Origin of the sequence: Streptomyces cinerochromogenes, assembly GCF_014648635.1 — a bacterium.
Classification (GTDB): domain Bacteria; phylum Actinomycetota; class Actinomycetes; order Streptomycetales; family Streptomycetaceae; genus Streptomyces; species Streptomyces cinerochromogenes.
In genome coordinates this window covers 24586-47562 of sequence record NZ_BMRM01000004.1, presented here as the reverse complement: position 1 = coordinate 47562, position 22977 = coordinate 24586, and the positions used below count along the sequence as shown (strand labels likewise).

The window sequence follows — 22977 nt, the reverse complement described above, 5'->3', positions numbered from 1 at the left end:
GTCTACCGGGTGAAGGTGAAGTACTTCCAGGCGCCGTGCGTCGTGGAGTTCACGGTGTCACCGGAGGCGCTGTTGATGTACGACGACCGGACCCGGAACCGCCAGCCGACGTCCTCGCCGTGGTCGCCGGTGATGGTGACCCGGGAGACGCCGTCGGAGCCGAGCTTGAAGTACGCGGGGTCGCCCGGGTACCAGCGGCCCTGGTAGTACACCTCGAACTCGAACTTCTGCGCCCGGCCGGGGTAGTACGGCATCTTGGTCGTGATCAGCGGGTTCTTGGTCTTGTGGAAGAAGTAGTACGTGTGGTTCCACGTGTACTTCGACTTGTAGTGGTTGCTGACCGACGTGGACACGCTGACCCGGGCGCCGACGGTGCTGGCGGCGGACGCCGACGTGTAGCGGGAGTCGCCCTTGAACTTCGCGGTGACCTTGGTGTCCCGCTTCAGGTCCAGGGTGACCGAGAGGTTGCCGTCGGAGTTGACCTTGCCGGACTTCACCAGCTTGTTCGGCTTGTCGCCGCCGAAGGGGTCGGCCCAGATCTCGACCGTGCGGTTGGTGTACGTCTTGCCGAGGTGCGCGGTGAACTTGACGTCCTTGCCGTACGAGTACACCTTGCCGTTGTTGTCGATCGTCAGCGTCGGCTTGGCGCGGGAGACCTCGACGGTGTCCGAGCCGGAGGCCGCCGCGTGACCGGCGTCGCCGGCGTAGGCCACCGTGTACTTCACCTTGCCGCCGGAGGGCGGGGTGTCGGTGAAGGAGAAGGTGCCGTCGGCCTTGGTGACCGCCGCCGCGAGGGCCTTGCCCTTCGGGGACTCCATGTCGGTGCGGGTCACGGCCAGCTTGGTGCCGGCCGGGACCGCCGCCTTGGAGGCGACCTTGCCCTTGACGGTGAGCTGCTTGGCGCGGGTGGCGGTGGCCGGCGCGTCCACGGTGACCGTGGCGGCCGCCTTGGTGGGCGCGTCCAGCACCCGCAGGGAGTACACGCCCTGGCTGTTGCTGGTCACCGCGAACAGCCGGGAGGCGTCCGGAGCCCAGGCAAGGCCGCCGCGGGCGAGCAGGTCGGAGCCGCTGGAGGTGCCGGTGTTCGGGAAGTCGTAAGCGCGGACCGCCTCGCTGCTGCCGGGCTTGAAGATGTAGACGTCCGGCTCGTAGGAGCCGTCGATGCCGGCCGCGACCGTGCCGTCCGGCGCGATGGCGACGGAGTTCGGGTACGCGTCCGTGACGTACTTGCCGTCCTCGTTGAGGTCGGACGTCCGGAACACCTGCTGGTAGTACGGCGCGCCGCTGGCCACCACGACGTCCTTGCCGTCGGGGGTGACCTGGAGGTCGCCGAGGTTGCTGCCCGCCTCGCGGGTGCTCGCCACCTTCGCGGCGGTGCCCGACGAGACGTCGTAGGAGGCCAGTTCGACCGGGCTCTGCCCGACCGCGCCCGCGATCAGGGTGCTGGAGCCGGGCGCGGCGTCCAGCAGCGGGGCCGCGTACCAGCCGTTGTCCTGGCCGAGGGTGACCTTGTGGTCCTCGGCCGCGAGGTCGACGGAGCCGATGTTGCCCTGGGCGGCGCCGCCGTAGCCGAACCACAGCTTGCCGCCCGCGAGGGCGACGCTGAGCGGCTTGTCACCGACCTCGTACCGGGCGGTCTCGGTGTCGGTGGCGGTGTCGAAGACGGCGACGGCGTCGAGGTCCTGCACGGCCGCGTAGAGCGTGCCGGAGTCGGCGGACAGCTCCAGGCCGTTCACGCCGGACAGGTTGGTGGTGATCTCCTTGAACGGCTTGCCGTTCAGGTCCGTCACGACGATCTTGCCGTTGAGCGGGTCGCTGATGAAGACCTGCTGGTGGGCGGCGTCCACGACGATGTCGCCGATCGTCCTGACCGGCAGCGCGGTGGTGGAGTCGGCGGATGCCGGAGTGGCGGCGAGGGCCGCCGAGCTGAAGAGGACCGCCAGGGTGGTGGCAGCCGTGAGAGAGCGCTTGCGCACGCTGATTCGAACCCCCCGGAACGAATGAAAGACGTGGATGCCCGCGCGCGGACACGGCGAAGTGTGGAGCCCCCTGTGCGTGAGCCGTGTGCGCCGCGCGTGGCGAGTGTGCGCAAAGACTAGGTCATGCCGGTGACAACAGCGCCAGAGCCCCGGAGACCAGAGTGCGGACACCTGGGGCAACGGTGGACAGGTCGGGCGCGAAGTGGGGGCTGTGGTTGCTCGGTACGGCCGAGAATTTTTCCGGGAGCGTCTCTCCGGGCGCCTGCTCCCACACCTCGGCGGGGGTGGTGGTGACGAACCAGTACGCGTACGGGATCGAGCCGAGCGCCAGCTCCGGGAAGTCCTCGCTGCCCATCGCCGGGCCCGGGTCGAAGACCGTGCCCGCGCCGAACACCTCGCCGTGCACGGCGGCGACGGCGGCGTCCGTGCCGGCGTCGTTCACCGTCATCGGGAAGGAGGCGCCCACGGTGACCTCCGGTTCGCGCGGGCAGCCGGCGGCCAGGCACTCGCCGTGCGCGATCCGCCGGATCGCGGCCAGCATCCGCTGCCGCACCGCCTCGGACTGCGTCCGCAGGTTCAGCGCGATGCGTGCCTCGGCGGGAATGATGTTGTGCCTGCTGCCCGCCTCGATCCGTCCCACCGTCAGCACCGCGGACTCGCCCGCGGCGACCTCGCGCGACACGACCGTCTGGAGCCGGGTGACGAGATAGGCGGCCGTCACCACCGGATCGACGGTCGCCTCCGGCCGGGACCCGTGTCCGCCGCGGCCGTGCACCACGATGTCCACGTCCGTGGCGGCGGACATGATCAGCCCCGGTGCGTGCGGGTACAGGCCCGCCGGGCCCGGCACCGCGTGCTGCCCGAGCAGGACGTCCGGCCGCCCGAACCGCTCGTACAGCCCGTCGGCGACCATCCGGGCCGCGCCCTGGCCGGTCTCCTCCGCGGGCTGCCCCACCACCAGCAGCGTCCCCCGCCAGGCGTCCCGTCCGGCCGCCAGCGCCCGCGCGGCCCCGGCCAGCCAGGTGACGTGCAGGTCGTGCCCGCAGGCGTGCATGACGCCGGGCGTCCCGGAGGCGTACGGCAGCCCGGTCTCCTCCGTCACCGGCAGCGCGTCCATGTCGGCCCGCAGCAGCACCGTCGGCCCGTCCCCGTTGCGCAGCGCACCGACGACTCCGGTGCCGCCCACGCCCTCGGCGGTGTCGAACCCCGCGTCCCCGAGCCGTTCGGCCAGCTTCCCGGCGGTCCGGTGCTCGCGCAGGGACAGCTCGGGATGCCGGTGCAGATCCCGGTAGAACTCCTCCAGGCCCGGTACGGGCAGGTCGGCGGTCAGCTCCAGCGCGGCACGGGCGGCAGGTGAGGTCACGGTCGCAGGGTAGGGGGATGTCCGGGGCGGTGTGTGGCCGGCGTGCGGTGTCCGGTACGTCAGCGGTGCGGCGCCGGTGCCACGACCTGTGCGGCCGGGGCGGCGGGGGTCGCTCTCGCCGGGCCGGCGTTGGCCGCTATCAGCAGGGCCGCCGCGGCGATCACCGCGGCCGTTACCGCCCTCCGTGCGGTGGGGCGTGCGTAGGGTGCGGATGTACGTCCGGACACGGCGACCTCGCAACACAACAGCGGCGTGTTAAGCATGCTTAATCCGCCGTTTAACGTAGGGGCTGCCGGAGCCTGACGGCAAGGGGTGCCAGGGGAGTCGGGGGGGAGCAGGGGCATGCGGGAGCGGGACGACCCGGAGGTCATCGGCCGGCGGGTGCAGCGGCTGCGGACGCAGCGGGGGCTCACCCAGCGGCAGCTGGCGGAACCGGCGTACACGCCCGCCTACATCTCCACGCTGGAGGCGGGCCGGGTCCGCGCCTCCGACGAGGCGTTACGGCACATCGCGGAGCGGCTCGGCGTGGCCTTCGAGGAGCTGGCCGTGGGCCGCCCCGCCCACCTGGCCACGGATCTGCGGCTGCGGCTCACCGAGGCCCAGCGGGTCCTCGCCGACGGCCGGGCCGAGGAGGCCGCCGCCCAGTACGCCGTGCTGCGCGCGGAGGCGGAGGCGCACGGACTCGGCCGCGAACAGGCGGCCGCGCTGCTGGGACTCGGCGAATGCGCCCTCGAGACGGGCGAACTGACCCGGGCCCGCGAGCACTTCGAGCAGGCCGAGGAACGACTGGCCGGAAAGACCCTGCCGGTCCGGGTGCCCGCCATCCGCGGCAGGGCCGTGGCCCACTACCTGGCAGGGGAACTCCGGTACGCCGTCTACCTCCTGGAGTCCACCCTCGACGAACTGAACCGCGGCGGACTGCACGACCCCGACGCGCTGCTGCTGCTCTACGCCAGCGTGATCGGCCCGTACATGGACATGGGCGCGCACGCCCGTGCCGCGCAGGCGGCCGAGTTCGCCCTCGCGCTCGCCCCGCGGGCCGGCGACCCCGCGCTGATCGCCCGGATGCACCGCTCGGTCGCCCGCACCCTGCTCGCCGAGGGCCGGGTCGCCGAGGCCGACGCCTCCCTGGCCAAGGCGGCCGAACTGTACCGGCAGCTGAGCCTGCGCACCGAGCTGGCCAACTGCCACTGGATGCGCGGCTACGTCAGCGCGCAGAACGGCGAACTCGACCGGGCGGAGGCCGAGCTGCGGCAGGCGTACGCCATGCTCTCGGAGAGCCGCGCCGCCCTGTACCGCAGCCAGGCCGCCGTCGAACTCGCCGACGTGCTGCACCGCCGGGGCAGGTCCGAGGAGGCCGCCGGGCTGCTGGAGGGCGTCCTCGGCGACTTCTCCTCCGAGCGCGGCGCCGTCCACGCCGCCGCCGCGCACCGCCTGCTCGGCATCATCGCGGAGGACGCCCGGGACACGGAGGCCGCCGAGGAGCACTACGTCCGTGCCCTCAGCCTCCTGGAACGCGCGGGCGCCGCCGGCGACCTCGCCGACCTGTGCCGCCTCCTCGGTGACCTGCTCCGCCGCACGGGCCGCGTCGAGGCCGCCCTGGACGCCTACCGCACCGGCCTGGGCCACCGCACCGCCCCCGGCACCACGACCCTGGGGCCGGCCCCGGCGCAGCCGCCGCTGTGACCCCTCACACGGAAGCCCGCCCCTGCTTCCGGATGTCCGCCAGACGCAGGGCGCCGATCTGCACGGCGGCCTGCGTGGCGTCGTTCGGGACGTCGCCGAGCCCCCCGTTGGTGAGGGCGAAGGCGTCCTCGCCGACGCGGACGGCGGCCACGTCCATGGTGAGGAGGTACTCCTCGTCGTTGTCGTTCGTGGTGGCGACGGTGACGCGCAGGCCCTGCCGGGCGTCGCCGACCTCCGGCAGCGGGGCGTCCATGACCCGGACGTCCTCCACGAGCCCGGTCTGCGTGGTGGCCGTGAACCGGGCGCACTGCACGGGCAGGGTGCGCAGCCAGGACAGGACGGCGTCGACGTCGGCGGGGCGGCGGGCCCCGATCTGGTAGCGGAGCTGGGCGTCGGTGCCGGGGTCGTCCAGGCTGACCGCGACACGGGCCGGGGCGCCGAGGAGTTCGTCGCTGTACAGGGCGTCCAGCAGCCGCTGGCACTCCCCGGCCGTGGTGGAGGCCTTCAGCAGGCCGTCCCGCCAGGTGGCCGCGCCCTTCGTGGCGGTCCAGGGGGCGCCCAGGTCGGTCTCGTTGATCAGCGCGGACTGCGCCTGCTCGTCGCTGAGCGTGGAGCCGTCGGCCCGCGCGGACGCCCTGGAGGTCTGGCTCGGCCGGTCGATCGTGGGCAGTGGGTACGGCGCGCTCGCCGGGTGCTTCAGACCGAGGGCCGCGCAGCCGCCGGCGGCTATGAGGCCGGCGGCGAGGACGGTGAGGAGGACGCCACGGGGGACGCGGGTGCGTATCGCGGGGAGCATGGGTGCCTCCTGGGCTGCGTGCGGCCGACGGTGCCTGATCTCACGGCACCACCGGGCCGACCCGCTCACCAGCGCTCCGGGCCGTACGGGTGAGGGGCGCCGCGGAAAATCCGTGGCGCCGCCGGAGCGGGCGCGGTAGCGTGCCCGGCATGCAGCGCGCCCACTCGCACCCGTCGAGCACGACGACGCCGGACACCGTCCCGGCGCGCTGACACCTGACCAGCACGGAAAGCCCCGGGGCGCACGCCCCGGGGCTTCGTCGTGCACCGGGGCGTCCGCCTCCCGACGGAGGAGACACGGATGAACGGCAAGGCGGACGAGAAGGCCATGGACCACCGGCGGCTCGGGCGGGCCCTCGGGCTCTTCGACACCGACCCGCTGATGGGAGCCGGGCTGCCGTACTGGCTGCCGGACGGTGCGGTCGTGCGGCACACCCTGGAGGAGTACATCCGGGACGCCGAACGCCGGGCCGGCTACCGGCACGTCTACTCCCCCGCGCTCGGCAAGCGCGAGCTGTACGAGATCTCCGGGCACTGGGACCACTACCGCGACGACATGTACCCGCCGATGCGGCTCGGCGCCGAGGAGGTCGTCCTGCGGCCCAGCCTCTGCCCCCACCACGCCCTGATCTACCGGTCCCGCTCCCGCAGCTACCGCGAACTGCCCCTGCGCCTCGCCGAGCTGGGCGCCATGCACCGCGCCGAACTGTCCGGCGTGCTCGGCGGTCTGACCCGGGTCCGCGCCATCCACCTCAACGACGCGCACGTCTTCTGCACCCTGGACCAGGCGGTGGCCGAGGCCCGCGCCGCCCTGGAGCTGATCGCCCGCGCCTACGCCGACCTCGGCATCGAGGCGGTACGCCACCGGCTGTCGCTGCCCGGCGCGGGCGGCAAGTACGTCGCCGACCCGGAGCTGTGGCGCCGGGCCACCGGGCTGCTGCGGGAGGTCCTCGCCGAGGCCGGGGTGGCCTACGAGGAGGCGGAGGGCGAGGCCGCGTTCTACGGCCCGAAGATCGACGTGCAGATCGCGGACCCGGCGAGCCGCGAGTCCACCCTGTCCACCGTGCAGATCGACTTCCACCAGCCCGCCCGCTTCGACCTGCACTACGTCGGCGCCGACGGCGCGAAGCACCGGCCGGTGATGGTGCACCGCAGCGTCATCGGCAGTGTCGAGCGGGCCGTCGCCCACCTCGTCGAGGTCCACGCCGGCGCGTTCCCGGCCTGGCTGGCCCCCGTGCAGCTGGTGGTGCTGCCGGTGGCCGAGGAGCAGGCGGAGCCGGCGGCGGCGCTGGTCCGGGAGGCGCTCGCGCTCGGCCTGCGCGCCGAACTCGCCGGGCCCGGCGAGGGCACCCTGGGCGCCAGGATCCGCGCGGTGCGCCTGGTGCCGTACCAGGCGGTGATCGGGGCCCGGGAGGCCGGCGCCGGGCTGGCCGCCGTACGCCTGCGGGACGGCCGCCGGCCCGGTGCGCTGCCCGTCGGCGACCTCCTTCGGCGCGTCGCCGGACGGGTGGCGGCACGCGGCACCGCGCTCTGGGACTGATCTAAGGTCGAGGCGACGGAAGGAGTCCGCCGTGACCGGTCAGCCCATCCCCGTGATCATCGACTGCGACACCGGCGTCGACGACGCCCTGGCCCTGCTGCTCGCCGTGCGCCACCCCGGACTCGACCTCAGGGCCGTGACCTGCGTCGCCGGGAACACCGACGTGGACGGCGTGGTCCGCAACACCCTCACCGTGCTGGAGCAGGCGGGCGCCCCCGACATCCCGGTGGCCCGGGGGGCCGAGCGGCCGCTGCTGGAGCCCGCCCGCTCCGCCCCCGTGCACGGCGCCGACGGCATGGGCGACCTGGGCCTGCCCGCGCCGGCCCGGACCCCGGTGGACGTCGACGCCGTCACGCTCCTGCACCGCGAGATCCTGGCCTCCCCGCGCCCGGTCACCCTGATCCCGACGGCGCCCCTGACCAACATCGCCCTGCTCCTGCGCACCCACCCGGAGGTGACCCGGAACATCGAGCGGATCGTGCTCATGGGCGGGGCGGTGGCGGTCGGAAACGCCACGCCGGTCGCGGAGTTCAACGTCTGGCACGACCCGGAGGCCGCGGCGATCCTGCTCACGGCCGGGGTGCCGATCACGATGTACGGCCTGGACGTCTTCCGGCAGGTCGTCGTGGACAGCGCCGAGGTGCACCGGCTGCGCGGGAGCAGCGAGCCCGGCACCCGCCTGGCCGGCGAACTCCTCGCCCACCGGCCGGCCCACCAGGGCGAGCCGCCCGAGGCCGAGGAGGCGGGCGGCCTCGGCGACGCCGGCGCGGTGTGCGCGGTCGCCGACCCGCAGGGCATCACCACCCGCCTGCTTCCGGTCGAGGTCTCCCTCGCCCCCGGCCCGACCCGCGGCCAGACCATCGTCGACCGGCGGCCCCGGCCGGGCGAGTCGGAGATCCACGAGGGGGGCCGCGAACGGGCCCTGGTCGACGTGGCGTTGGACGTGGACGCCGACCGGTACGTGAAGCTGTACCTGGAGACGGTGGGGCGGTAGCCGGCCGGTGGTCAGTCGGCGGCCGACCAGCGCTCCTCCACCCGGGCCAGCCGCCAGTACGTCAGCGCCGCCGCCCACACCACCACGAACAGGCCGACGATGAGGTAGCCGACGTTGTCGAGGTCGAGGCCGGCGATCCAGCCGGTCACGGCGTCGTGCAGGGCGAACTTCTCGTGCAGGACGCCGACCAGTTCGATGGTGCCGATGAAGAAGGCGACGGCGATGGACAGGCCGGTGATGGCGAGGTTGTAGAAGACCTTGCGGACGGGGTTGGCGAACGCCCACTGGTAGGCGAAGTTCATGAAGGTGCCGTCGAGGGTGTCGAACAGGCTCATCCCGGCGGCGAAGAGCAGGGGCAGGCACAGGACCGCGTACCAGGGCAGGCCGGCCGCCGCGCCGGAGCCCGCCATCACCATCAGGGTGACCTCGGTGGCCGTGTCGAAGCCGAGGCCGAAGAGGAAGCCCAGCGGGTACATCTGGCCGGGGCGGGAGACGGACCTGGTGAGGCGGCCGAGGATCCGGTTCATGAAGCCGCGCGAGTCCAGGTGCTGCTCCAGCTCCTCCTCGTCGTACGCGCCCGCGCGCATCGCCCGGAAGACCTTCAGGATGCCCATGAGGGCGACCAGGTTCAGGGCGGCGATGAGGTAGAGGAACGTGCCGGAGATCGTCGTCCCGAGGAAACCGAGCACCTGGTGGGTGGTGGAGCCCTCGTTCGTCACCTTGCCGGCCAGCGAGGTGCCGCCCGCGATCAGCAGCGCCAGCAGGACGACGACGCTGGAGTGGCCGAGCGCGAACCAGAAGCCCACCGACACCGGGCGCCTGCCGTCGGCCATCAGCTTGCGGGTGGTGTTGTCGATCGCCGCGATGTGGTCGGCGTCGAAGGCGTGCCGCATGCCCAGGGTGTAGGCGGTGATGCCGAGACCGACACCGAAGACGTCGGTGCCGACCTTGTAGTGCCGGGGGGCCACGAGGAGGTACAGGATCCCGAAGGCCACGACGTGCAGGGCGACGATCACCGCCATCAGGCCCGCCGTCCTGACGGTGTCCTCGCGTCGCCAGCGGAAGGTTGCGGCATCGGCCATCGTTCATGCTCCAGCACCTCGTGGATCACTTCATGAGTGCCGTGGCCGGTCTCCTGGCTTACGGGTCGTACGTCCGCCGTCCCTGCCTTCCCGGTCGTACGACCAGTGGCCCGGCGGGTGCCGGACGGGACGGGAACTCCCCGATCACAGTGGCGAGGGCCGCGTCGATCTCGCATCGACTTCCCGAACACCACGGCCCGCCCACCGTAGAGGGGCACGCGGTTTCCTGCATAGCTGCGTACCTGCGCAGGTATGCAAGATCACAAAAGGGCGCCTGCGAGGATGTGGCCATGCATCTCGTGCCTGCCGACCGAGCCGACCGCCGCACCATCGACGGTCACCGGGTGTGCGAGGCGATCGCCGCCATCGGCGACGCGGGGCTCCTGCGCACCTGGGCCGACCGTTTCTCCCTGCTGGCCGACGCCAACCGGCTCGCGCTGCTGCTCGCCCTGCACCGCACCGGACCGCTCGCCGTGTCCGACCTCGCCGTCGCCACGGGCATGAACGACCCGGCCGTCTCCCAGGCCCTGCGGCTGCTGCGGGCGGCCGGGGTCGTGGCGGGGGAGAAGGAGGGGCGCGTGGTGCGGTACCGGGTGGTGGACGCGGCGGTACAGGGCCTGTTGGAGCACTGCACGGCCTGACCGCCCGCGAAAAGGTTCCCTTTCCGGGCAAGGTGGACAGATACAGATTCCGTACTGTCGTCCGTCCCATGGGAGCCCGTATGGCAGACCACTCGCCGGACCTCTCGCCCAGGAACCCCGACTGGTGGCGCCAGGCCGTCATCTACCAGGTGTACCCGCGCAGTTTCGCCGACGCCGACGGAGACGGCCTCGGCGACCTCCGGGGCGTCGCCCAGCGCCTGGACCACCTCGCCGCGCTCGGCGTGGACGCCCTGTGGCTGAGCCCCTTCTACCCCTCCGAACTCGCCGACGGCGGCTACGACGTCATCGACCCGCGCGGGGTCGACGAACGCCTCGGCACCCTGGACGACTTCGACGCCCTGGTCGCCGAGGCGCACCGGCTCGGCCTCAAGGTCGTCGTGGACATCGTCCCCAACCACACCTCCCACCTGCACCCCTGGTTCGAGGAGGCCCTGCGCGCCGGACCCGGCTCCGCCGCCCGGGAGCGGTACGTCTTCCGGCCCGGGCGCGGCGCGCACGGGGAACTGCCGCCCACCGACTGGCAGTCGGTGTTCGGCGGCAGCGCCTGGCGGCGGGTGCCCGACGGGGAGTGGTACCTCCACCTCTTCGCCCCCGAACAGCCCGACCTCAACTGGGACAACGAGGAGGTCCGCGCCGACTTCCGCACCACCCTGCGGTTCTGGTCCGACCGGGGCGTCGACGGCTTCCGCGTCGACGTCGCCCACGGCCTGGCCAAGGACCTCACCGAGCCGCTGCGGGACGTCGGCGGCATCGGCGCGACCGGCGAGCAGGCGCTGCCGCTGGTGGCGCCGGGCAGCCACCCGTACTGGGACCGGGACGAGGTCCACGAGATCTACCGTGACTGGCGCAAGATCTTCGACGCGTACAGCCCGCCGCGCATGGCCGTCGCCGAGGCCTGGGTGCCGGGCGCCCGCCGCGCCCTGTACGCCCGGCCCGACGAACTCGGCCAGGCCTTCAACTTCGAGTACCTGGAGGCCCGCTGGGACGCCGGGGAGCTGCGGGACGTCATCACCGGCTCGCTGGCCACGGCCCGGGCCGCCGGGGCCTCCGCGACCTGGGTGCTGTCCAACCACGACGTCGTGCGCCACGCCTCCCGGCTGATGCTGCCGCCGGGCACCGACCCGGCCGCCTGGCTGCTCGCCGACGGGGCCGCGCCCGCGGTCGACACGGCGGCCGGGCTGCGCCGGGCCCGGGCGGCGACCCTGCTGATGCTGGCGCTGCCCGGCTCGGCCTACCTCTACCAGGGCGAGGAACTCGGCCTGGTAGAGGTCGCCGACCTGCCCGCCGAGGTGCTCCAGGACCCCATCTGGGAGCAGACCGGCCATGTCCGCAAGGGCCGCGACGGCTGCCGGGTGCCGCTGCCGTGGACGACGACCGGACCCAGTTACGGCTTCGGGCCCGGGGCCTCCTGGCTGCCGCAGCCCGCGTCCTTCGCGGCGTACGCCGTCGAGGCGCAGACCGGCGCCGAGGGCTCCACGCTGGAGCTGTACCGCACGGCCCTGCGGCTGCGCCGCAAGCTGCTGGCGGGCGAGACCCTGACCTGGACCCCGGACGCGCCGGCCGGTGTGCTGGACTTCCGCCGCGCCGAGGGCTGGCGGAGCGTCACCAACCTGGCCGACCGGCCGGTACCGCTGCCACCGGGCGAGGTCCTGCTCAGCAGTGCCCCGCTGCCGGAGGGCAGGGCGCTGCCGCCGGACACCACGGTGTGGCTGGCCTAGCCGCCCGAGGGGCTGGGGCCCGGCGCCTGGCCGGTGCCACCGCCGCCGGCGATGCCGTTGATGTCCACCGGGGTGGAGGTGGCGGTCGGCGGCGGGGTGAGCACCACCTCCGGCTGGCCCGCCGGCGGGGGCGGCGGGGTCAGGTCGGAGTTGGGCAGCTTCGGCGGAGTGGTCTGCTGGAACAGGGTCTGGTCGAAGTCGACCAGACCCGTCTTCTCCATCACCGTGATGTGGTCCAGCACGGTGTCGTTGGCCTGGTCGGCGAGGGCCCGCACCAGGGAGTTCTTGGTGGTGGACCGGATCTTCGCGACCGTGTTGAAGATCGAGCCGTGTGTCATCCGCAGGATGTTGGCGAAGTCCGTGTCGAACTGCTTGCCGCTCTCCGACTTCAGCGTCTTCACGAAGCCCTCCTGCTGGGGGCTCGCGATGTTGGGAAGCGTGATGTTCAGCATCGGCGCGATCTTGCGGCAGGTGGTGTCCAGTGCCGAGTGACCGTCGATCAGGTGTTGGCTGGCCGTGATCACCGCCTTCGAGCTGCCCTTCTGCAGCCCGATCTGCCCCACCGGGTACTCCCACAGGCCGGCCGCCCGCACCTTGACCACGAAGTCCCGGTCCTGCTCGGTGAGCGGTCCCCACTGGGTGTTGGCGATGACGCGGTCCTGGGCGGTCGAGACCTTGTCCAGGCCGAGCATGCCCGGGTAGGCGAGTGCGGCGAGGGTCAGAGCCATCGCACCGCCCACGAAGAGAGTTCCCGTCGCGTTCCGCGAAAAGCGCACCGTTCCTCCTGCCTGGTGATCCGCCCATGGTTTCGGACGTACAGCAGTACGGACGCCGGGTGCGTTCGTCTCAGCGACGGCGGGTAAAGAATCGCCCTAGCCCGTTGGCCAAAGGTTGGCCGCTCCCGGGCTGAAGGTTGACCTCCACCCGGGAGAAGGCAGACCGGGCACCCGCCTAGATTCGCCGCATGTCCCCACAGCCGCCGCCCCGCACCCCCGCCGCGCTGCCCGTCCTGCCCTACCGCAAGCCCACCCAGGGCCGCGACTACTGGGTGCTGGACGACGTCCTGCCGGACGTCGACGCCGTACGGCAGCGGTGTCTGGCCAAGGACGACTGGGTCGAGGGGTACCCGTACACCTCCGAGACCTGGCCCGGCCTGCGCGCCATGCCCGGTCTGGAGCCGGGGGAACTCGCCCGGATCGAGCGCCTGGTGAAGAAGGCGACGGGGGCGCAGGAGCTGTGGGTGCAGCAGGCGCCCGGCGGCGGCACCCTCAACCACAACTGCGTCCAGGTGGTCGGCGAGGGCGAGAGCGAGCCCCGCCCGCACACCGACTCCCGCGCCCTGTGCCGGTACGCGGCCGTGCTCTACCTCAACCCGGGCGTGCCGAAGGACTGCGGCACCAGCTTCTACCGCCAGTCCCTGCCCGGCGGCCGGCTCGGCGGCAACGTCGTCCAGGCCCCGCACACCAACCTGGTCGAGGCCCTCGGCACCCGCTATGTCCCGGCGAACGCCTTCGAGGAGGACGTGCGGGTCCCGCACAAGTACAACCGGCTGCTCCTCTACAACGCCAACCTGGTGCACAGTGCCACCGGGTACTCCGGCCGGACACTGGCGGAGAAGCGCATGACGGCGGTGTTCTTCTGGATGGCCTGAGCCGGACGGCTCCGCGGGTGTGAGGGGGAGGCCCGCGCGGTACGGATGACGGGCATGAGCAGTGTCGCCGTCGTGGGAGCCGGGCCGGGGCTCGGGGCCGCCGTCGCGCGCCGGTTCGGACGGGAGGGGTTCGCCGTCGGGCTGGTCGCGCGGGACCGCGGCCGGCTGGACGCGATCACCGGCGGGCTAACGGCCGAGGGGATCACCGCGCGCGGCTTCACCGCCGATGTGCGCCGGCCCGAGGAACTGGCGGCGGCGCTGCGGGAGCTGGCCGAGGCCCTCGGGCCCGTGGAGGTGCTCCAGTACAGCCCGGTGCCGCACCGGGACTTCATGCGGCCCGTGCTGGACACCGGGCACCGGGACCTGGTGGGGCCGATCGAGTTCTCCGTGTACGGGCCGGTGGCCGCCGTGCAGCAGGTGCTGCCGGGAATGCGCCGGCTCGGGCGCGGCACCATCCTCTTCGTCAACGGCGGGAGCGCCGCCGTCCCCCATCCCGAGCGGGCCGGCACCTCGATCGCGTTCGCCGCGGAGAGCGCCTACGGCCATCTGCTGCACGACCGGCTGGCCGGCGAGGGCATCCACGTCGCCCAGCTGGTGATCCCGGGCGCCATCACGGCGGGGCACGCCCGCAAGGACCCGGACGTCCTCGCCGAGACCCTGTGGACCCTCCACCGGGACCGCCACGGCTTCCGGCACTACGCCGACGACCTCGCCGACTGACCCGCCGGGGGGCGCGCGGCGGTGCGTGCCGCCGCGGTCGTGTGCCTGGTCCGCCTCGCCACGCATCCGGGGCTGCCCGTGCAGGGCCGAGCGGTGGTGGGGCCGTCACCCTGCGGAGAGTGGCTTTGTGAGCCAATATGGTGATATTGGCCGCATTGCTCTCTTCTAAGGGGGCCTCCATGGCTGTGGACATCCCTGCACTCGTCAAACCGTCCCGCCTCAGAAGCCGGGGCGGACTGCTGGGCGAGTGCCTGGCGGAGTTCCTCGGAACGTTCGTCCTCATCTCCTTCGGCTGCGGTGTCGTCGCGATGGCCGTCGCCGCCCTGCCCGGTTCGGGCCGCGCCGCGACCCCCACCACGATCTTCCTCGCGGCCGGTGACTGGCTGCTCATCGCCTGGGGCTGGGCCCTGGCCGTCGTGTTCGGCGTCTACGTCGCCGGCGGCGTCAGCGGCGCCCACCTCAACCCCGCGGTGACCCTGGCGATGGCCATCCGCCGCGGCTTCTCCTGGGCCAAGGTCCTGCCGTACTGGTTCGCGCAGGTCGTCGGCGCCCTCACCGGCGCCGCCCTCGTCTACCTCGTCTACCACAACGCGATCAGCGCCTACGACCAGGCCGCCCCCGGGCCGAAGGTGAACGGGCACACCAACGCCACCTTCTCGATCTTCGCGACCTTCCCGGCCCCGTACTTCCACGGCGGCATCTGGGGCCCGCTGATCGACCAGATCGTCGGCACCGCGTTCCTGCTCATGCTGATCGCCGCCGTCATCGACCTGCGCAACCAGGCCGTGAAGGCCAACCTCGGACCGCTGGTCGTCGGCTTCGTCGTCGCCGCCATCGGCATGTCCTACGGCGCCAACGCGGGCTACGCCATCAACCCGGCCCGCGACTTCGGCCCGCGCCTGTTCACCTACGCCGCGGGCTGGGACGGCCTCGCGTTCCCCGGAAGCGTCCCCGGGTCCTACAGCGCCTACTGGTGGATCCCGATCGTCGGCCCGCTGATCGGCGGTGCGATCGGCATCCTGGTCTACGACCTCTTCATCGGCGACGTCCTGCTGGTGCGGGCCGAACTGGCCGAACTGCCCGAACCAGGCCGCTCCACCCCGGTGCGCACCGGCGACGAGGAGTAGGTGACCGGGGTGAACTTCCGGGACGGAAAGGTGTTTTCGTCATCCGGCGGGCTCCACCGAGCCCCCCTCCCTCCGGGAGGTCTTCTGCGATAATCGCCCTCCATGCCATGACGGGGCGTCACCGTGCCCCGGGGCGAGGGGGGTACGAGCACGATGAGTGGCGGTCGCCGGCGGGCTCTGCTGATCGGGGTGTCCGCGTATCCGCAGCTGGACGAGCCGAAGCTGCGGGAGGACTTCCCGAGCCTCCCCTTCGCCAGGAACGATGTCGCGACGCTGCGCACCGCCCTGCTGAAGACCGGCTACCTACCGGAGCACGTGACCGTGCTGGACGACGAGGAGGAGACCCGTCTGGGCGTCGTCTACAACGAGCTGGACCGGTTCCTGAGCGGGTGCGAGGACGGTGACGTGGGCCTCGTCTACTTCTCCGGCCACGGCGTCCGCTTCGGCGACACCGACTACCTCCTGCCCAGTGACGTCCGCGCTCGGTGGGGGGCCGGCGAACAGCGCACCCTGCGCCCGAAGGACCTCGTCGAGATCGTGCCCGACGAGCTGCTCGCGCCCCTGCGCTCCGACGCCACGGTGATGCTCTGCCTCGACGCCTGCCGCAGCAGCGGGGACACCCCGCCGGCCACCTTCGAGGCGATCAGGGTCAGCCGCGCCTGGGACAACGTCGTCGTGCTCAGCGCCTGCGCCCCCGGCGAGGAGGCCCTGGGCCACGCCGACGACGGCAGTGTCCTGGCCAGGGCGTTGAGCGAGACCCTGCTGCCGACGTCCTCGGCCCGCACGTTCCGTCAGGTGATCGAGCGCGTGGAGCAGCGCGCGGAGGAGATCGCGGCGAGCTACCGGTACAGCAGGCCGCCCAGGGCCGTCCACCGCTGGCTGGGCGGTGATGCCACGGGAGGTCCCCGCGCCGACGTACCGCTGTGCAACGCCGATCCGTCCGGCGGCCCCTGGACGGACGCCGTTCTGCGGTCGAACCTGTGGGAACGGACCGACGGCACGCCCGCCCAGCGCACCACGGCCCAGGATCACCTCGCCGAGGTCGTGAAGAAGACCGTCGCCATCCGCAGGCAGCGCGATCCCGAGGCGGACCCGTGGGACGACGAGCAGGTCCCGCAGCGCCTGATCGAGCGGCTCGACCAGCTCGTGGACGCCTCCGGCGCACGGCTGAGCCTCATCGAGACCGTGGTGCTGCTCGGCGCGCCGTTCCTGCGCGAGGCCGCCCTCTCCTGCGGTCTGGCCGCGCTGCGCACCCTCGACGACCACGGCTCCGACGGCACTCCCCCGGGCGTCGACGACTTCATCGCCCATCTGGAGCGCGACATGGGGGACGTACGACGCGCGCACCGGCAGATCGAGGCGACCCGCCGGACGCTGCTGCGCCGCGGGGAGAAGGAGGACGCCGCCGCCGCCGAGTACTGGCTGCGGCACCGCTTCCTCGCCGACTGGGACCTGCTGTGGGAGCAGGGGCGCACGGACGCCGAGCTGGACAGCCTGCGCGCCGCGGTCGACCTGCTGGTGCGGGCTGCGGAGAGCGCCGCCGGCCTCACCCTGGGCCCGGACGAGCGGGCCGAGCTGCGCCACGCCGTGGTCAAGGTCGTCTCCCAGCTGGGCACCGGCACTCCCGCCGACTCCGTCGCGCCCGACGGCACCTCCTGGGACACCGAATCCGGGCTGTGCGTCTACCTGTGCGAGGAACCCGACCGGTGGAGCTGGCGCCCCCGCGAGCTGGCCACCCTGCTGCACCTCGCCGGGCTGCTCGCCCTCGACCCGCGCATGCTCGACGGCGTGCTCGTCGACCACCTGGGCCCGCGCGAGCCCACCCAGGTCCGGCCGAAGGGCATCATCGCCGAGATCTCCGCGAACGCCGGCTTCCGCCCCGCCACCCACACCCCCGCCCCCGACGGGACCGAGCCGGCGGGCCCGCCCGGCCACACCCCGGGCAGCTACTGGCGGCTGGTGTTCAAGTGCACCAGCGCCGCTCTGTTCACGGCGTTGGAGCGGCTCGCCGCCCGAATCGCGGCGGAGTCGGAGGCGACCCGGCGCGGCCTCGGCACCCTGCGCTCCGGTGACCTCCTCTTCGGCCTGCCCCAGATGGTCAAGACCGAGGGCCTCCTGCCCCGCAACCACGGCTTCGACAAGCCGCCGCCCCGGTTCCGGCTGGCCGAGGACGAGGTGAAGCCGCTCATCATGGGCACCCAGCTGTACGGGGACCGGATGCTGGCGGTGCGCGAGCTGTACCAGAACGCCCTCGACGCCTGCCGGGTGCGCCAGGCCCGCCGCCGGTACGCGGACAACGTACGGCAGGCCCCCGGGCAGACCGAGCAGGAGCAGCTCGCCGACTGCACCATCAGGTTCACCCAGGCCACCGAGGCGGGCCGCACCTACATCGAGTGCGAGGACGACGGCGTCGGGATGACGGCGGAGGAGCTGAGGGACCTCTTCGCCCAGGCCGGCCGCCGCTCCGAGCAGTCCTCGGCCCGCATGCGCGAGATGCGCCGGTGGCGCCGCCGAGGCATCACCACCCAGCTCAACAGCCGCTTCGGCATCGGTGTCTTCAGCTACTTCATGCTGGCCGAGGAGGTCGAGGTGACCACCCGGGCGGTCGACCTGTCCGGCCACCGTACCCTCGACGGTCACCGGGCCACCGTCACCGCCGGTTCCGGGCTGATGCACCTCAACCGGGAGCAGCGGGCACTGCCCCTCGGCGGCACCCGGGTACGGCTGTACCTGCACGACGACTCCGAGAGGGACGGGCAACCCCCGTCCCTGATCCAGGCGTTGCGCGAGTTCCTGTGGTACAGCCCCGTGAAGGTGATCGCCCGGGAGAACGGCCTCGACCCGGCGGAGTGGCAGCCGGGCGAGCTGTACGGCGACTCCTCGGTGCCGGGCGTCCGCATCCCGGCCGGCGAGGGCGTGTGGTGGGTGCAGGGCAAGGGCATGCTGCTGGCGGACGGGCTGCTGGTCTCGGAGGCCGAGCGCCCGGAGGGGTACGTGGTGAACCTGCGGGGCAGACACCGGCCCGACCTGAGCGTCGACCGCAACCGCTTCCTCGACTACGACGAGCAGCGCGTCGAGGAGGACCTCAAGGCGGCCGTCCCGGCACTGGTCGGCTCGGCGTGGCAGCCCTTCCCGCTGGATTGGCTGTGGAACCTCGCCGACGCCTGGCCACGACTCGTCGAGGAGGCCATCGGCCACCTGATGGAGCACGATGTGCCGGTGTGGGTGCCCGACGACCTGCGCGGCGGGGACTGGGCTTACGAGCCGCGGGGCGTCACGTTGCGCACCGTGGGGTGCCTGCCGGTCGACGATCAGGTCCTCAAGGACGACGCGCGGGGGGTCCTCCTCGACCCCGGTTTCTTCGGGGCCTGGCGCATCAGCGCCCTGGGCGTCAAGCCCCACCAGGAGGTGGTCGCCACGCACCAGGGCTTCCCCCGGCCGGAGCCGCTGGACGCGGTGCTGTTCCGCCACATGCCGGACGGATCCATCAGCGAACCGCTGCGCGCCGCCGCGGATACCGGACGACCGCTGCGGGATGTGGTCCGCCAGATGCGCCGGTACGCCCTCACCGGGGTGCCGGTCCCGGAAGTGGCGGACATCCGTGCCCTGGCCGATTTCGTGCCGAGGCGCCTGGCGACCGCGCTGTACCAGGACATCCTGGACACCATAGGCCCGGGCGCTCCGTACCAGCGCGACGTCGTGGACCACTCGGTGCGCCAGGCGATGGTACGGGTGTCGAGTCGCAGAAAGGTGTCCCTGGGTGCCCTGGCGGAACTCCTCGGTCAGTTGTCCGCCCTCGATCCGTCGATCCCCGCGGCGCCGGACCTGAAGGGGCTCGCCGCCCACCGCGTGGACGCGCGGGAACGCCGTGTCCTGCTGAACGACGTGCTGCCCCGCGACCGCTACATGCCCTCGGCCCATACCGCCTGGTCGTTCGGCGGGGAGGTACGGCCGGTGGACGTCGCCTACCGGGCCGTGCAGACGGGGATCCCGCCGGCCGAGATCGAGGCGGTCGTACGCCGCTTCGAGCCGCTCGGCTATCGGCTCGTCGGGCCGGCTCTCACCGCCCTCCTGGACGAGCCGCAGCTCACCGCGCTCAGCCGTGACCTGGACGCGCAGCCGCCTTTCCTCACCCCGGAGCCGATCGGGCTGCGGCACCTGGTCCGGCTGGCCGCCCAGCGCCGGGAGACCGTCGGTGCCACGGCGGGGTGGCTGGCGGGCTGGGCGGGCACGCTGAGCGTCGAGGTCGCGGACCCGGGCCCGTTCGCTTCGTTCCTGCCGCCCGCCTGGTGCGAACGGCTGCCACCGCAGGAGCCCGGCGAGAACCTGACCGGTGACGGGGACGTACCCGGGCAGCGGCCGGTGTTCGCCTGGACCGTCCTGTCGTTGATCGAGAACCTGCGGGACGACTCCTCGGGAGACCAGCACCTCGCCGCGGTGACGACGCTGGTGGACGCCGGAGTGGTCGAGGCACGGGCGGTCGACGCGGTCCGGACCCTGCTGTCCGTGCCCCGCTCGGCCCGCGGCCTGTGGAGCCGCGGCCTGAGGGCGAACGGACTCCGGAACTCGGTGTTCAACGTGTCGGCGAACGTGGAAATGTACGGCCGGCTGGAGCCTTCCGCCGTGCTGTACATGGCGGTGGATCTCCACAGCAGCCTCGGTGGGGCCGCCGAGAGGCTGCGGAGGCAGACAGCCGTCTACGACTTCGACGTGCCCGAGGTCCCCGCTGACGTCGCCGACCTGGAACCGAGCCATGCCGTGCGGCAGGTCCTGTGCGCGACTCCGGGGTCGTGGGAGGACTTCGTCTCGCTGCGCGACCTGGTCCTCTACGCGAACAGCACCGGCACCGACCTCGCCACCGCCGCCGCCGACCTGAACGCCTACCGCTCCCTGGGCGCCCCGACGGTGCCGGTGCCGCCGGGCTTCGTACGGCCGGAGGAACCCCTGGAGCGCGACGAGGCCGCCGAGTACGCGCTCTTCCAGCCCTGCCTGGAGGACTCCTGGACGCTGACGCCGCTCGCCCTGGTGGTGGCGGCCGGGCGGCTCGGCGAGGGGCTGCGGGCGACGTACCGCCGGCTGGAGCCGTTCACCCGGATCGGGCTGGACGTCCCGTTCGCCGAGCCCGACTGCGACCGCGTCCCGGACTGGCGGGACGTCGTCCTGCTCACCGCCCGGCTCACCGGGCGGGAACCGGCCCTGTCCGGGGACGTCACGGCGGACCAGCTCCGGCTGGCCGCCGAGGAGACGGATCTCGCGGAGGACGACGTCCGCGTCCGCCTCGCCGACTACGCGCCCCTGTTCGGCTTCCGACTCCCGCCGCACGAGAGGATCTGAGGTGCCGCACGACCCCAAGGACTACGAATCCGCGCACCTGCCGGACCAGACCGGGTTCGTCTGGGACTTCTCCGGCGGCCGGCTGGTCATCACCGGCCTCTGCCCGGCCTGCTCCGGCGAGACCCGCCATCCGGTCCCGAGGCGCATCACGCCCGGTGCGGTGACCAAGGGCGGGGGCGGTGCCTCCCCGGACGACGCCGAGGTGCCGAGCGAGGTGTTCATGCAGTGCCGGTGCCGCCGGTCCCACCCCGGGGACACCCGGGAGACCGGCGGCTGCGGCGCCAAGTGGACTGCGGTCCGGCAGACGGGCACCGGTTCGTGACGTCGTCCGGGGGCTATCTGCCCGAGGAACTGGAGGCCGCCCAGCAGCGGCTGGACGCGATGATCGAGGCCCAGCTGGAGATCGGGCGGGCGCAGGCGGAGGGCTGGCGGAACTTCCTCACCGTCGCCTCCGGGCTGCTGGCCGCGGTGCTGGTGCTCAAGGGGCGGGAGAACGTCGCCGAACTCCCCGGCGGCTACCGGCTCGCCGTCGTCGTGCTGGTGGCGTCCGGGCTGGTCCTGCTGCTCGTCGCCGCCTTCGCCGCCGCGTCGGCCGCCCACGGCCGGCCCGGTGACGTGCTGGAGTACCCGCACGCGGCGAAGCTGCTGGACTGGGAGGAGCGGGAGCGGAAGCGGATCACGGACCGGATCCGCGTCACCCGCTGGGCGACCGTGCTCGGGGTGGTGGCCACCGCGGCCGGCATCCTGATCACCTGGGTGGCCCCGGCGCCGGACGACCCGGCGCAGACGGTCCGGGTGCAGACCAGGACGGAGACGCTGTGCGGGGAACTCCTCGCGGCCGACGGCAGCGGCGTCACGGTCAAGGTCAAGCCCGCGGCCGACGGCAAGGGCAAGGGCAAGGAGACCGTCCGGCACTTCACCTGGCAGCGGGACGCGGTGAGCCTGGCCCCCGCCGACACGTGCTGATGCGGCATCACGTGCCGTCTCCGCGCCTCATGTTGCGGCGCCGGTGATCGTGACCTTGGCGCCGACGACCGTGTGCGCGTACAGCCAGCGGGCGTCGGCGGTGCGCAGGCCGATCAGGCTCAGCGTGGACGCGCGGCGCCCGGGCACGTCGGCCGTGTTCCCGGTGCCGTAGAGGTAGTGCGGCTCCTGCTCGGGACCGAGGAAGGCCAGCACCCAGTCGTGCCGTGCCGTCTCGCCGGTCGGCGAGGAGCTGAACCGCGCGTGCCGCAGGCGCTCGGTGACCCGGGCGACGGCGTCGCCGCGGAACGGTTCCTTCATGCCGGGTGCGGAGATCGGGAACGTCCGTCCGCCCGCCCGGAGTTCGAGGGTGGTCAGGTCGATGCGGATGTCGCGGACGGGGGAGTCGCCGTCGGGGGACGGCGGCGCCGGAGCGGTGGTGGAGGCGGTCGCGGCGGGCGGGGGCGCCGGCCGGTCGGCGGGGTCCAGCAGGGCCGTGGCGGCGAGGACGGCGGTGCCCGCGACGACGAGCCCCGCCGACACCAGTCCGGCGCGGCGGGTGCGGCGGCGCTGCACGGCCCGCCGGCGTACGGCGGCACCGGAGCCGGGTGCGGGGCGCCGGCCCTGTGCGGCGACCTCGCGCAGCGCGTCCGTGAGCCGGCCGGTGACGTCCTGGGGCGCGGCCGGGTCCGACGGGTCATGAGGCATGGGTGGCCTCCTTCGTCCCGGTCATGGTCTCAGCCTCCTCGGGCGACAGATGGCGGGCGAGCGCGGCCCGGCCCCGGGCCAGCCGGGCTTTGACCGTTCCCACGGGGGAGCCGGTCTCCGCGGCGATCTGGTTCACGCTCAGGTCGCACACGTGGTGGAGGACGACGGCCAGCCGCTGCGCCGGGGGCAGTTCGCGCAGGGCGGCGACCAGCGCGACGTGTTCGGGTCCGGGCCCGGGGGTCTGCTGCGGCGGCGTGTTCCCGCGGACGAGTTCCAGCCACCGGCGGGCCCGCCGGAAGCGGCTGACCGCGAGCCGGGTGGCGACCGTGCGGATCCATGCCTCCGGCGCCTCGGCCGCGTCGAAGGAGGCACGCCGGTCCCAGGCCCGTACGAAGGCCTCCTGCACCACGTCCTGCGCTTCGGCGTGGTCGCCGGTGAAGGCGTACAACTGCCCGACCAGGCGGGGGAAGACAGCCGTGTAGAAGGCGTCGAACTCCTCCTCCGTCATCGGTCCCCCCCGTGTCCCCCTCGCGGAGAAGCGATCCTACGGGTCGGTCCCGGCGCGGCGGACCGGCGCCGGCGTCTCCGCGTCAGCGGCCGGAAAATTCCTCCCGATCCGGATGCAACCCGGGCCCCTCGCCGTGCGTACAGACGA

At 73.1% G+C, this 22977-nt stretch carries 18 protein-coding genes and 1 riboswitch; of the genes, 11 read left to right on the top strand and 7 right to left on the bottom strand.

Annotation, left to right across the window (positions count from 1 at the left end; genetic code table 11):
- Window positions 1-2: 2 nt before the first annotated feature.
- Both IEZ20_RS09265 and IEZ20_RS09260 read right to left on the bottom strand, forming a co-directional pair.
- On the bottom strand, window positions 3-1976 hold the full coding sequence (locus IEZ20_RS09265) for a YncE family protein (protein WP_189296369.1): 1974 nt from the start codon (window positions 1974-1976) through the stop codon (window positions 3-5).
- A 124-nt stretch (window positions 1977-2100) separates the two neighbouring features.
- On the bottom strand, window positions 2101-3342 hold the full coding sequence (locus IEZ20_RS09260) for an amidohydrolase (RefSeq protein WP_189296367.1): 1242 nt from the start codon (window positions 3340-3342) through the stop codon (window positions 2101-2103).
- 342 nt (window positions 3343-3684) lie between these two features.
- Between IEZ20_RS09260 and IEZ20_RS09255 the strand changes: the two genes are divergently transcribed.
- Entirely contained in the window at window positions 3685-5028 is a 1344-nt protein-coding gene (locus IEZ20_RS09255; protein WP_189296366.1) for a helix-turn-helix domain-containing protein, read from the top strand.
- A 4-nt stretch (window positions 5029-5032) separates the two neighbouring features.
- Here IEZ20_RS09255 and IEZ20_RS09250 read toward each other — a convergent pair whose 3' ends face one another.
- A complete protein-coding gene (locus IEZ20_RS09250; protein ID WP_189296364.1) occupies window positions 5033-5824 on the bottom strand; it encodes a hypothetical protein in 792 nt (263 codons plus the stop codon).
- A gap of 300 nt (window positions 5825-6124) precedes the next feature.
- Here IEZ20_RS09250 and thrS point away from each other — a divergent pair, with 300 nt between their 5' ends.
- Both thrS and IEZ20_RS09240 read left to right on the top strand, forming a co-directional pair.
- The gene (gene thrS, locus IEZ20_RS09245) at window positions 6125-7363 is read left to right on the top strand and encodes a threonine--tRNA ligase (protein ID WP_189296362.1); all 1239 of its coding nucleotides are present in this window, start codon (window positions 6125-6127) and stop codon (window positions 7361-7363) included.
- Window positions 7364-7394: 31 nt separating this feature from the next.
- Window positions 7395-8357: a nucleoside hydrolase gene (locus IEZ20_RS09240; RefSeq protein WP_189296360.1), complete on the top strand. Its 963-nt coding sequence runs from the start codon at window positions 7395-7397 to the stop codon at window positions 8355-8357.
- 11 nt (window positions 8358-8368) lie between these two features.
- On the opposite strand, the gene nicT is transcribed toward IEZ20_RS09240, so the two are convergent.
- Window positions 8369-9439, bottom strand: a complete 1071-nt coding sequence (nicT, locus tag IEZ20_RS09235; RefSeq protein WP_189296358.1) for a Nickel transporter NicT — start codon at window positions 9437-9439, stop codon at window positions 8369-8371.
- A 26-nt stretch (window positions 9440-9465) separates the two neighbouring features.
- A riboswitch (cobalamin riboswitch) is annotated at window positions 9466-9649 on the bottom strand.
- Window positions 9650-9729: 80 nt separating this feature from the next.
- Here nicT and IEZ20_RS09230 point away from each other — a divergent pair.
- Together IEZ20_RS09230 and IEZ20_RS09225 are read left to right on the top strand one after the other, a co-directional pair.
- Window positions 9730-10080 carry an ArsR/SmtB family transcription factor gene (locus tag IEZ20_RS09230; RefSeq protein ID WP_189296355.1) on the top strand — a complete coding sequence of 117 codons (351 nt, stop codon included), beginning with the start codon at window positions 9730-9732 and terminating at the stop codon, window positions 10078-10080.
- 80 nt (window positions 10081-10160) lie between these two features.
- Window positions 10161-11819, top strand: coding sequence for a glycoside hydrolase family 13 protein (locus tag IEZ20_RS09225; RefSeq protein WP_189296353.1), 1659 nt, complete (start codon window positions 10161-10163; stop codon window positions 11817-11819).
- Here IEZ20_RS09225 and IEZ20_RS09220 read toward each other — a convergent pair.
- The gene (locus tag IEZ20_RS09220; protein WP_189296984.1) at window positions 11816-12559 is read right to left on the bottom strand and encodes a DUF4142 domain-containing protein; all 744 of its coding nucleotides are present in this window, start codon (window positions 12557-12559) and stop codon (window positions 11816-11818) included. The two genes, IEZ20_RS09225 and IEZ20_RS09220, sit on opposite strands and share 4 nt — an antisense overlap.
- 224 nt (window positions 12560-12783) lie before the next feature.
- Here IEZ20_RS09220 and IEZ20_RS09215 point away from each other — a divergent pair, with 224 nt between their 5' ends.
- The 6 genes from IEZ20_RS09215 (at window position 12784) to IEZ20_RS09190 (ending at window position 21617) form a co-directional block, all read left to right on the top strand.
- The gene (locus IEZ20_RS09215; protein WP_189296351.1) at window positions 12784-13470 is read left to right on the top strand and encodes a DUF6445 family protein; all 687 of its coding nucleotides are present in this window, start codon (window positions 12784-12786) and stop codon (window positions 13468-13470) included.
- A gap of 54 nt (window positions 13471-13524) precedes the next feature.
- The gene (locus tag IEZ20_RS09210) at window positions 13525-14190 is read left to right on the top strand and encodes an SDR family NAD(P)-dependent oxidoreductase (protein ID WP_189296348.1); all 666 of its coding nucleotides are present in this window, start codon (window positions 13525-13527) and stop codon (window positions 14188-14190) included.
- 179 nt (window positions 14191-14369) lie between these two features.
- Window positions 14370-15317 carry an MIP/aquaporin family protein gene (locus tag IEZ20_RS09205; RefSeq protein WP_189296346.1) on the top strand — a complete coding sequence of 316 codons (948 nt, stop codon included), beginning with the start codon at window positions 14370-14372 and terminating at the stop codon, window positions 15315-15317.
- A 153-nt stretch (window positions 15318-15470) separates the two neighbouring features.
- A complete protein-coding gene (locus tag IEZ20_RS09200) occupies window positions 15471-20651 on the top strand; it encodes a wHTH domain-containing protein (RefSeq protein WP_189296344.1) in 5181 nt (1726 codons plus the stop codon).
- Window position 20652: 1 nt separating this feature from the next.
- Entirely contained in the window at window positions 20653-20973 is a 321-nt protein-coding gene (locus tag IEZ20_RS09195) for a hypothetical protein (protein ID WP_189296342.1), read from the top strand.
- Window positions 20970-21617, top strand: a complete 648-nt coding sequence (locus tag IEZ20_RS09190; protein ID WP_189296340.1) for a hypothetical protein — start codon at window positions 20970-20972, stop codon at window positions 21615-21617. The genes IEZ20_RS09195 and IEZ20_RS09190 overlap by 4 nt, the downstream gene beginning before the upstream one ends.
- Window positions 21618-21644: 27 nt before the next feature.
- Here IEZ20_RS09190 and IEZ20_RS09185 read toward each other — a convergent pair whose 3' ends face one another.
- Together IEZ20_RS09185 and IEZ20_RS09180 are read right to left on the bottom strand one after the other, a co-directional pair.
- On the bottom strand, window positions 21645-22322 hold the full coding sequence (locus IEZ20_RS09185; protein ID WP_189296338.1) for a L,D-transpeptidase: 678 nt from the start codon (window positions 22320-22322) through the stop codon (window positions 21645-21647).
- On the bottom strand, window positions 22312-22830 hold the full coding sequence (locus tag IEZ20_RS09180) for a SigE family RNA polymerase sigma factor (protein ID WP_189296336.1): 519 nt from the start codon (window positions 22828-22830) through the stop codon (window positions 22312-22314). Before IEZ20_RS09180 ends, IEZ20_RS09185 begins: the two co-directional genes overlap by 11 nt.
- Window positions 22831-22977: the final 147 nt, after the last annotated feature.

Coding starts and splice junctions, on each gene's coding strand:
- IEZ20_RS09225 (WP_189296353.1), top strand. CDS start 10,161: ATGGCAGACCACTCGCCGGACCTCTCGCCCAGGAACCCCGACTGGTGG.
- thrS (WP_189296362.1), top strand. CDS start 6,125: ATGAACGGCAAGGCGGACGAGAAGGCCATGGACCACCGGCGGCTCGGG.
- IEZ20_RS09185 (WP_189296338.1), bottom strand. CDS start 22,322: ATGCCTCATGACCCGTCGGACCCGGCCGCGCCCCAGGACGTCACCGGC.
- IEZ20_RS09230 (WP_189296355.1), top strand. CDS start 9,730: ATGCATCTCGTGCCTGCCGACCGAGCCGACCGCCGCACCATCGACGGT.
- IEZ20_RS09200 (WP_189296344.1), top strand. CDS start 15,471: ATGAGTGGCGGTCGCCGGCGGGCTCTGCTGATCGGGGTGTCCGCGTAT.
- IEZ20_RS09250 (WP_189296364.1), bottom strand. CDS start 5,824: ATGCTCCCCGCGATACGCACCCGCGTCCCCCGTGGCGTCCTCCTCACC.
- nicT (WP_189296358.1), bottom strand. CDS start 9,439: ATGGCCGATGCCGCAACCTTCCGCTGGCGACGCGAGGACACCGTCAGG.
- IEZ20_RS09205 (WP_189296346.1), top strand. CDS start 14,370: ATGGCTGTGGACATCCCTGCACTCGTCAAACCGTCCCGCCTCAGAAGC.
- IEZ20_RS09215 (WP_189296351.1), top strand. CDS start 12,784: ATGTCCCCACAGCCGCCGCCCCGCACCCCCGCCGCGCTGCCCGTCCTG.
- IEZ20_RS09180 (WP_189296336.1), bottom strand. CDS start 22,830: ATGACGGAGGAGGAGTTCGACGCCTTCTACACGGCTGTCTTCCCCCGC.
- IEZ20_RS09255 (WP_189296366.1), top strand. CDS start 3,685: ATGCGGGAGCGGGACGACCCGGAGGTCATCGGCCGGCGGGTGCAGCGG.
- IEZ20_RS09210 (WP_189296348.1), top strand. CDS start 13,525: ATGAGCAGTGTCGCCGTCGTGGGAGCCGGGCCGGGGCTCGGGGCCGCC.